Here is a 7,597-nt window from a genome sequence, read left to right on the forward strand (position 1 = left end):
CGGCCGTGGGCACGGAGCCGCGCGGCGCCGGCCGGGCGGGCGTGGGCGGATGGACCGTCCAGGCGCGCATCACCCCTCCAGCACGCCCTTGGTCGAGGGGATGGCGCCCGCCGCGCGCGGATCGGGCTCCACCGCCTCCCGCAGCGCGCGCGCCACGGCCTTGAACACGCCCTCGGCGATGTGGTGCGCATTGGTGCCGGCGCGCTGGACGATGTGCAGGGTGATGCCCGCATTCATCGCGAACGCTCGGAAAAATTCCTCGAACAGCTCGGTGTCCATCTCGCCCACCTTGTCGCGCGGGAAGCTCACGCTCCAGGCGAGGAAGGGGCGGCCGGAGATGTCGATGGCGGCCTCGGCCAGCGCCTCGTCCATCGGCACCACGGCGTGGCCGTAGCGGCGGATGCCGCGCTTGTCGCCCAGCGCGCGCTTCAGCGCCTGGCCCAGCACGATGCCGACATCCTCGGTGGTGTGGTGGTAGTCGATATGCAGGTCGCCCTTGGCCTCGACCTCGAGCGACAGCATGCCGTGCCGGGCCAGCGCCGTCAGCATGTGGTCGAGGAAGCCGATGCCGGTGGCGATGCGGCTGTCGCCCTGCCCGTCCAGCCCGAGGCTGAGGCGGATCTCCGTCTCGCTGGTGGCGCGGGCGATGTCGGCGGTGCGGGGCTTGGCGTCCATGCGGCTTACCTAGACCGCGCGCCCCCCTTTGCCCAGGGGCAAGAGGGGGCTCGGACGGGGGGTATGGACCGGTTCCGCCCCAGGGGCCTGTCCTCTTGACCTGGGCAGGCGGGGCGGGCCGGTCAAGCCGCCGCTCGGCCATGGCAGGCCAGCCGCGACGCGGCCACGGCCGAGCCATGCGCGGCGCCGCTTGTTGCCGGCCGGGCGCAATGCCATCTGCTGCGCCATGAACGCTTCGTCTCACGATCCGATCGGCTGGCACGGCACCACCATCCTCTGCGTCCGCAAGGATGGCCAGGTCGCCATGGCCGGCGATGGCCAGGTCAGCCTCGGGCAGACCGTGGTGAAGGGCAATGCGCGCAAGGTGCGGCGCATCGCCAATGGCAAGGTGCTGACCGGCTTCGCCGGCGCCACGGCCGATGCCTTCACGCTGCTGGAGCGGCTGGAGGCCAAGCTGGAACGCTTCCCCGACCAGCTCGAGCGCGCGGCCGTCGAGCTCGCCAAGGATTGGCGCACCGACCGCTACCTGCGCCGGCTGGAGGCGCTGCTGGCGGTCGCGGACAAGGACCGCTCGCTGCTGATCACCGGCAATGGCGACGTGCTGGAGCCGGAGGACCAGATCATCGGCATCGGCTCGGGCGGCAATTTCGCGCTCGCCGCGGCGCGCGCGCTGATCGATGTCGACGGCCTCTCCGCCGAGGAGATCGCCAAGAAGGCCATGGGCATCGCGGCCGGCATCTGTGTCTACACCAATGGCCGCTATGTGCTGGAGACGCTCTGACCCATGTCCGAGACCATGATCGCCGAAGCCGTCAACCTCTCCCCGCGCGAGATCGTCTCCGAGCTGGACCGCTTCATCATCGGCCAGCATGAGGCCAAGCGCGCCGTCGCCATCGCGCTGCGCAACCGCTGGCGCCGCCAGCAGCTGCCCGAGGCGATGCGCGAGGAGGTGGTGCCGAAGAACATCCTGATGATCGGCCCGACCGGCTGCGGCAAGACCGAGATCGCCCGCCGCCTGGCCAAGCTCGCCGACGCCCCCTTCATCAAGGTCGAGGCCACCAAATTCACCGAGGTCGGCTATGTCGGCCGCGACGTGGACAGCATCATCCGCGACCTGGTCGAGATCTCGATCACCCGCACGCGGGAGGTGGCGCGCAAGGAGGTCCAGGCCAAGGCGGAGCTGGCGGCCGAGGAGCGGCTGATCACCGCGCTCGTCGGCGAGGGCGCCTCGGGCGAGACGCGCATGAAATTCCGCCGCATGCTGCGCGAGGGCAGCCTGGAGCAGAAGGAGGTCGAGGTGCAGGTGGCCGATCAGGGCCCGGCCGCCGGCGCCGCCATGGACGTGCCCGGCATGCCGCCCGGCCAGATGGCCAACATCCAGGAGATGATGGGCAAGATGTTCGGCCGCCCGCAGCGGGCGCGCAAGATGACCGTGGCCGAGGCCCGCCGCGCCCTCACCCAGGACGAGGCCGACCGGCTGCTGGACCAGGAGAAGCTGACCCGCGACGCCGTGGCGCATGCCGAGAACAACGGCATCGTCTTCGTCGACGAGATCGACAAGGTCTGCGCGCGGTCCAGCGACAGCGGCTTCCGCGGCGGCGATGTCTCGCGCGAGGGCGTGCAGCGCGACCTGCTGCCGCTGATCGAGGGCACGACGGTCGCCACCAAGCACGGCCCGGTGAAGACCGACCACATCCTGTTCGTGGCCTCGGGCGCCTTCCACATCGCCAAGCCCTCCGACCTGCTGCCGGAGCTGCAGGGCCGCCTGCCGATCCGCGTCGAGCTGGGCGCGCTGACGCGGGACGATTTCCGCCGCATCCTGACCGAGCCCGAGCATTCCCTGGCCAAGCAGTATGTCGCCCTGCTCTCGACCGAGGGCGTGGCGCTGCAGCTGACCGAGGACGCCATCGAGGCGATCGCCGACCTTGCCGCCGACATCAACGCCCGGGTCGAGAATATCGGCGCCCGCCGCCTGGCCACCGTGCTGGAGAAGCTGCTGGAGGAGATCTCCTTCAGCGCCAGCGACCGGCATGGTGAAACGGTTCGCGTCGATGCGGCCTATGTGAAGGAGAAGGTCGCGCCGCTGGCCGCCAGCGCCGATCTCAGCCGCTTCATCCTGTAGGACCGGACCCGCCATGCCCGAGGCCCAAGCCGACACCCCGACCGAAGCCCTGCCCGCGCCGCTGCCGCTGCCCGACGCGGCGGAGGCCGAGCTGGCCGAGGCGCGGCGGGTGCTGGAGGAGCAGTCGCTGGCCGCCAGGCTGGCGGCGATGGCCGGCACGCCGGTGGAGGCGCTGCGCCGGCGCCTGCCCTCCGGCGCCCAGGGCATGGTGGACGCGGCGGTGCGCAAGGCGCTCTCCGCCGCGCTGAACGCCGCGCTGCGCAGCGAGCCGCAGCGCAGCCTGCCGGGGCTGTCCGGCCACTGGCTGAATCGCGGCCTGGCGGCGGCCAGCGGCGCGGCGGGCGGCGCGCTCGGCCTGCCGGGCACGCTGCTGGAGCTGCCCATCTCCACCACCCTGCTGCTGCGCCAGATCGCCGCCGAGGCGGCCGAGCAGGGCGAGGACATGGCCCTGCCCGAGACCGGCGCGGAATGCCTGAAGGTCTTCGCCCTCGGCGGCCCGGGCGCGGCCGACGACGCCACCGAGACCGGCTATTTCGCCACCCGCCTGGCGCTGGCGCAGCTGCTGCCGACCATGGGCGCCTCGCTGCTGCCGGGCTTCATCGGCGGCATCGCGGCGCGCTTCACCGGGCCGCTGATGGTCAAGCTCGGCGCCCAGGCGGCGCCGGTGATCGGCGCGGCGGCGGGGGCCACCATCAACCTCGCCTTCCTGGAGCATTTCCGCGGCATCGGAAGGGCGCATTTCACCATCCGGCGGCTGGAGCGCGCTTATGGCGAGGCGGCGGTGCGCGCCGCCTATGCGGTGCTGGACGCCCGCGCCCGGCACGCCGCCGGCTGAATCGAGGGGGCTTCGCCCCCTCGACCCCCAGCAGGGGACGGGGTCCCCTGCACCCGCCTTCGGTCAGCCGAACTCGGCACGCGGCCGGACCGGTCTCCACGGCTTCGTGACGGCGGGGCAAGGTTCAGTTCATCCCCCTGTCATCCCGGCTTCATCCCGCCGCCATCCGCGCCGCCTAATCCGGCGGCCGATGGGTGCCGGCGGGCGCTGCGTCCCGGCGCTCCGCCGGGGCGTGCCCGCGCGGCACCCTCTTCGCGCCCCGAGCCGAGAGGAAGACGCGCCCCATGGTCAGCTTCAACACGCTGGACGGCATGCCGCCGGTGATCGTCGCGCATCGCGGCGCCAGCGGCTACCGCCCCGAGCACACGCTGGAAGCCTACAAGCTGGCGATCGAGATGGGCGTCTCGGTGATCGAGCCCGACCTGGTGCCGACCAGGGATGGCTACCTGGTGGCGCGGCACGAGCCGCTGCTCTCCGACACCACCAACATCGCCGACCACCCGGAATTCGCCGACCGGCGCGTCACCAAGGTGATCGACGGATACACCGTGACCGACTGGTTCATGGAGGATTTCACCCTCGCCGAGCTGAAGACGCTGCGCGCCAAGGAGCGGCTCGGCGCGCAGCGGCCGGAGAGCCAGGACTATGACGGCCAGTTCCAGCTGACCACGCTGGAGGAGATCATCGCCCTGGTGCGCCAGGTCGAGGCCGAGACGGGCCGCAAGATCGGCATCGCGCCGGAGACCAAGCACCCGACCTATTCGCTCTCCCTCGGCTTCGACACCAGCCAGATGCTGGTCGATGTGCTGGTGCGCGAGGGCTTCACCGATCGCGAGCGCGTCTTCATCCAGTCCTTCGAATCCGGCAACCTGATCCGGCTGCACGAGACGATCATGCCGGCCGCCGGGGTCGATTTCCAGATCGTGCAGCTCGGCAACGCCGCGACGCCGGAGGCGCTGGCGCAGATCGCCGTCTATGCCGACATCGTCGGCCCCAGCAAGGACGCCATCCGCCTGCGCGCGCGCCTGGCCGAGCCGGTGGATGCCGATGGCGACGGCGTCGCCGAGATCCGCTTCCAGCTGACCGGCCAGACCAGCGCGCTGATCGAGAACGCGCACAAGCTGGGGCTGAAGGTCATCCCCTACACGGTGCGCGCCGAGGAAGGCTTCCAGGCGCTGAACCCGGATGGCACGGTGCAGAGCGCGGCGCAGGAAGTCGCCGCGCTGATCGCGCTCGGCGTTGACGGACTGTTCATCGACCAGCCCGATATCGGGCTGAAGGCTTTGCTAGATTATCTCCGCAGTGACGCAACCGCGGAGAACGACATGCTGACAGGTGGCAGCGGCAACGACTTCCTCTATGGCGGCGAGGGCGACGACATCATCGAGGGCGGCGATGGCGATGATGTCCTGTATGGCGAGCAGGGCGACGACATGCTGATCGGCGGCCTGGGCAATGACACGCTGGATGGTGGCGAAGGCCGCGACACCGTCGTGCTGTCCGGCCCGCTGGCCAGCTACAGCTTCGACGTCGTGGATGGCCTGCTGCAGGCGGTCGGCCCGGATGGCACGACCACGCTGCGCGCGATCGAGCTGCTGCGCTTCGCCGATGGCACCGTCGCGCTGGACGCGATGGCGCAGGGCTTCGACGCGCTGAGCTACGCCCTGATCAATGCCGATGTCTGGCAGGCCGGGGTGGATCTGCGCGCGCATTACGACCAGTTCGGCTGGCGCGAGGGGCGCGACCCCAGCGGGCTGTTCAGCACCGAGGCCTATCTGGCGAACAATGCCGATGTGGCGGCCGCTGGCATCAACCCGCTGCAGCACTACCTGCAATACGGTTCGCAGGAAGGCCGGCTGACCTCCCCCTGGTTCGACGGGCGCGACTACCTGGCGCGCAACGCCGATGTGGCCGAGGCCGGCGTCGACCCGATGCTGCACTACCTGACGAATGGCTTCCTGGAGGGTCGCGTGGCGCTGTTCGTCATCGGCCGCGACATCGGCGCGGACGCCTTCGACGCCACCTTCTACCGCCTGGCCAATGCCGATGTGGCGCGCGCCGGGATCGATGCGCGGGCGCATTACGAGCAGTATGGCCGCGCCGAGGGCCGCGACGCCAACGCCTATTTCGAGGGCGAGACCTACCTGGCGCTGAATGCCGATGTGGCGGCGGCCGGCGTCGATCCGCTGGCGCACTACCTGGCCGATGGCTGGCGGGAGGGCCGCTCGACCCCGGGCGAGTTCGATGCCCAGGGTTATCTGGCGGCCTATGCGGATGTGGCGGCGGCGGAGATCAACCCGCTGCTGCACTTCCTGCAATACGGTGCCGCCGAGGGCCGCGTGCCGTTCTTCGACTGACCGAAGGCGGGTGCAGGGGACCCTGTCCCCTGCTGGGGGAGCTCGAGGGGGCAAGGCCCCCTCGATGCCTAGACCGGCCGCCGCGCCTTCAGCGCCGCGGCCAGCGTGCCGTCATCCATCACGTCCAGCGCGCCGCCCATGGGCACGCCCTGGGCCAGGCGGGTGACGGCGACGCCCATCGGCCGCAGCCGGTCGGTCAGGTAATGCGCCGTGGTGGCGCCCTCGACGGTGGCCGGCAGGGCCAGGATCACCTCGCGGATCTCGCCGGCCGCCACCCGCTCCAGCAGGGCGGTGATTCGCAGATCCTCCGGCCCGACGCCGGAGAGCGCCGAGAGCACGCCGCCCAGCACATGGTACAGGCCGCGATGCACATGGGCGCGCTGCAGCGCCCAGAGGTCGGAGACGCCCTCGACCACGCAGACCACATCCTGTTCCCGACCCGGATCGGTGCAGATGCGGCAGGGATCCTCGGTGTCGAGATTGCCGCAGATGCGGCAGGGGCGCACCGCCTCGGCGGTCTCGTGCAGGGCCTGGGCCAGCGGCAGCATCAGCCCGCCCGGGTCCTGCAGCAGCTTCAGCGCGGCGCGGCGCGCGCTGCGCCGGCCGAGGCCGGGCAGCCGCGCCAGCATGGCGACCAGGCGCTCGACCTGGTCGGGGCCGCGCACGCTCACGCGCTCAGAACGGCAGCTTGAAGCCGCCGAGGCCGCCGCCCATGCCGGGGATGTTCAGCCCGGCGGTGGCCTTCTGCATCTCCTCGGCCATCATCGCCTCGACCTTCGCCTTGGCGTCGGCATGGGCGGCGACGATCAGGTCCTCCAGCACCTCGCGCTCCTCCGGATCGACCAGGGAGGGGTCGATGGCGAGCTTCTTCAGGTCGCCCTTGCCGGTCAGCGTCACCTTGACCATGCCGCCGCCGGCGGCGCCGTCCACCAGCATGGCGTCCAGCTTGGCCTGCATCTCCTGCATCTTGGCCTGCATCTGCTGGGCCTGCTTCATCATCGCGCCGAGATTCTTCATGGGTACTCTCCCAAGGCTTCCAGGAAATCGCTCGTGACAGGCAACGCGGGCGGGGCGGCCGCGATGTCACAAATCGTCCAGATCCGCCGGTTCCGCGTCGGGCGGGGCGAAATCCGGGCCGTCATAGCCCCCTTCCGGCCCGTCCTCCGGCTCCGGGGCGGGCGGCAGGCCGTAATCATCCAGCGTGTCGTCGCGCAGCGCGTCGGCCTGGGCGCCGGGGAAGGCCAGCAGGATGGCCTGCACCAGCGGGTGCGACTTGGCGATCTCCAGCCGCTCGCTGGCGATGTGGCTGCGCTGCTGCGCCAGCGTCGGCTCGCCCTCGGCGTTGGAGAGGGAGATGGTCCAGCGCGTGCCGGTCTGCTCGGCCAGCAGGGCGGAGAGCTGCGCGGCCAGGTCGCGCGGGGCGCGCGGGTCCTGGCGGAACTCGATGCGGCCCAGCGCGAAATTCACCAGATGCACGCTGTGCAGCAGATGCGCGTGCAGCATCGGCGCGCGGCCGGAGGCGAGCGCCACCACCTCGCGGAAGCTGCGCGGCTGGGGCAGGGCGGCGGGCTCGGGCGCCGCCATCACCGCGCCGCCGCCGCCCATCGC

At 71.3% G+C, this 7,597-nt stretch carries 7 protein-coding genes and 1 pseudogene; 4 read left to right on the plus strand and 4 right to left on the minus strand.

The features are described 5' to 3' along the window. Nucleotides 1-69 precede the first annotated feature (69 nt). A complete protein-coding gene (gene hisB, locus HMPREF0731_RS14215; protein ID WP_007004852.1) occupies nt 70-675 on the minus strand; it encodes an imidazoleglycerol-phosphate dehydratase HisB in 606 nt (201 codons plus the stop codon). A 226-nt stretch (nt 676-901) separates the two neighbouring features. Here hisB and hslV point away from each other — a divergent pair, with 226 nt between their 5' ends. The 4 genes from hslV (at nt 902) to HMPREF0731_RS26380 (ending at nt 5,989) form a co-directional block, all read left to right on the plus strand. Then, the gene (gene hslV / locus HMPREF0731_RS14225) at nt 902-1,456 is read left to right on the plus strand and encodes an ATP-dependent protease subunit HslV (protein ID WP_040613370.1); all 555 of its coding nucleotides are present in this window, start codon (nt 902-904) and stop codon (nt 1,454-1,456) included. A 3-nt stretch (nt 1,457-1,459) separates the two neighbouring features. Then, nucleotides 1,460-2,797, plus strand: a complete 1,338-nt coding sequence (gene hslU, locus HMPREF0731_RS14230; protein ID WP_007004854.1) for an ATP-dependent protease ATPase subunit HslU — start codon at nt 1,460-1,462, stop codon at nt 2,795-2,797. Between the two features lie 13 nt (nt 2,798-2,810). Then, a complete protein-coding gene (locus HMPREF0731_RS14235; protein WP_007004855.1) occupies nt 2,811-3,632 on the plus strand; it encodes an EcsC family protein in 822 nt (273 codons plus the stop codon). A 284-nt stretch (nt 3,633-3,916) separates the two neighbouring features. Continuing rightward, complete coding sequence (locus tag HMPREF0731_RS26380) at nt 3,917-5,989, plus strand: glycerophosphodiester phosphodiesterase family protein (protein ID WP_007004856.1); 2,073 nt, start codon at nt 3,917-3,919, stop codon at nt 5,987-5,989. A 68-nt stretch (nt 5,990-6,057) separates the two neighbouring features. On the opposite strand, the gene recR is transcribed toward HMPREF0731_RS26380, so the two are convergent. The 3 genes and pseudogenes from recR to HMPREF0731_RS14255 all read right to left on the minus strand — a co-directional run. Then, nucleotides 6,058-6,654, minus strand: coding sequence for a recombination mediator RecR (gene recR, locus HMPREF0731_RS14245; protein ID WP_040613372.1), 597 nt, complete (start codon nt 6,652-6,654; stop codon nt 6,058-6,060). A gap of 10 nt (nt 6,655-6,664) precedes the next feature. Continuing rightward, the gene (locus tag HMPREF0731_RS14250) at nt 6,665-7,006 is read right to left on the minus strand and encodes a YbaB/EbfC family nucleoid-associated protein (RefSeq protein WP_007004858.1); all 342 of its coding nucleotides are present in this window, start codon (nt 7,004-7,006) and stop codon (nt 6,665-6,667) included. A 66-nt stretch (nt 7,007-7,072) separates the two neighbouring features. Continuing rightward, nucleotides 7,073-7,597: pseudogene (locus tag HMPREF0731_RS14255) on the minus strand (DNA polymerase III subunit gamma/tau); the annotation flags it as partial.

The organism is Pseudoroseomonas cervicalis ATCC 49957 (assembly GCF_000164635.1).
GTDB classification, from domain to species: domain Bacteria; phylum Pseudomonadota; class Alphaproteobacteria; order Acetobacterales; family Acetobacteraceae; genus Pseudoroseomonas; species Pseudoroseomonas cervicalis.